A 480-nucleotide genomic window follows, 5' to 3' on the forward strand; every position below is an offset into this window, starting at 1 on the left:
GTGCTCTACCAATTGAGCTACGACCCTTTGTGGTTTCCACCAACCTACCGCATCTTTCCCGGTGACCGGGTGCAGGAACGGTGCGGCTGGTGAAGGCCAACGACAGGTGAGTGTACGTGTTCAGGGCCGCCGCGTCGAACAGACAACTACCGACCGGTCCTGTCCGCATGCTGTCCGGGTCCGGTCCGGTCCCTGAAACCCCTGTGCCGACGGCTTTCGCGGTCAGGGAGCATGGGGCCATGAGCGCTGCAACTTCACCGTCCGAGCGCCGGGTTTCCGCCCGCATCGGTGCGATCTCCGAGTCCGCGACCCTCGCCGTCGACGCCAAGGCCAAGGCCCTCAAGGCCGCCGGACGTCCGGTGATCGGCTTCGGGGCCGGCGAGCCCGACTTCCCGACGCCCGACTACATCGTCGACGCCGCGGTCGAGGCCTGCCGCAACCCGAAGTACCACCGCTACACCCCCGCAGGCGGGCTCCCCG

At 67.7% G+C, this 480-nt stretch carries 1 pseudogene; it reads left to right on the forward strand.

Annotated elements, in window-relative coordinates:
• Window positions 1–110: 110 nt before the first annotated feature.
• Window positions 111–480: pseudogene (locus LPA54_RS37260) on the forward strand (aspartate aminotransferase); the annotation flags it as partial.

Source organism: Streptomyces sp. DH12 (assembly GCF_020873895.1).
Classification (GTDB): domain Bacteria; phylum Actinomycetota; class Actinomycetes; order Streptomycetales; family Streptomycetaceae; genus Streptomyces.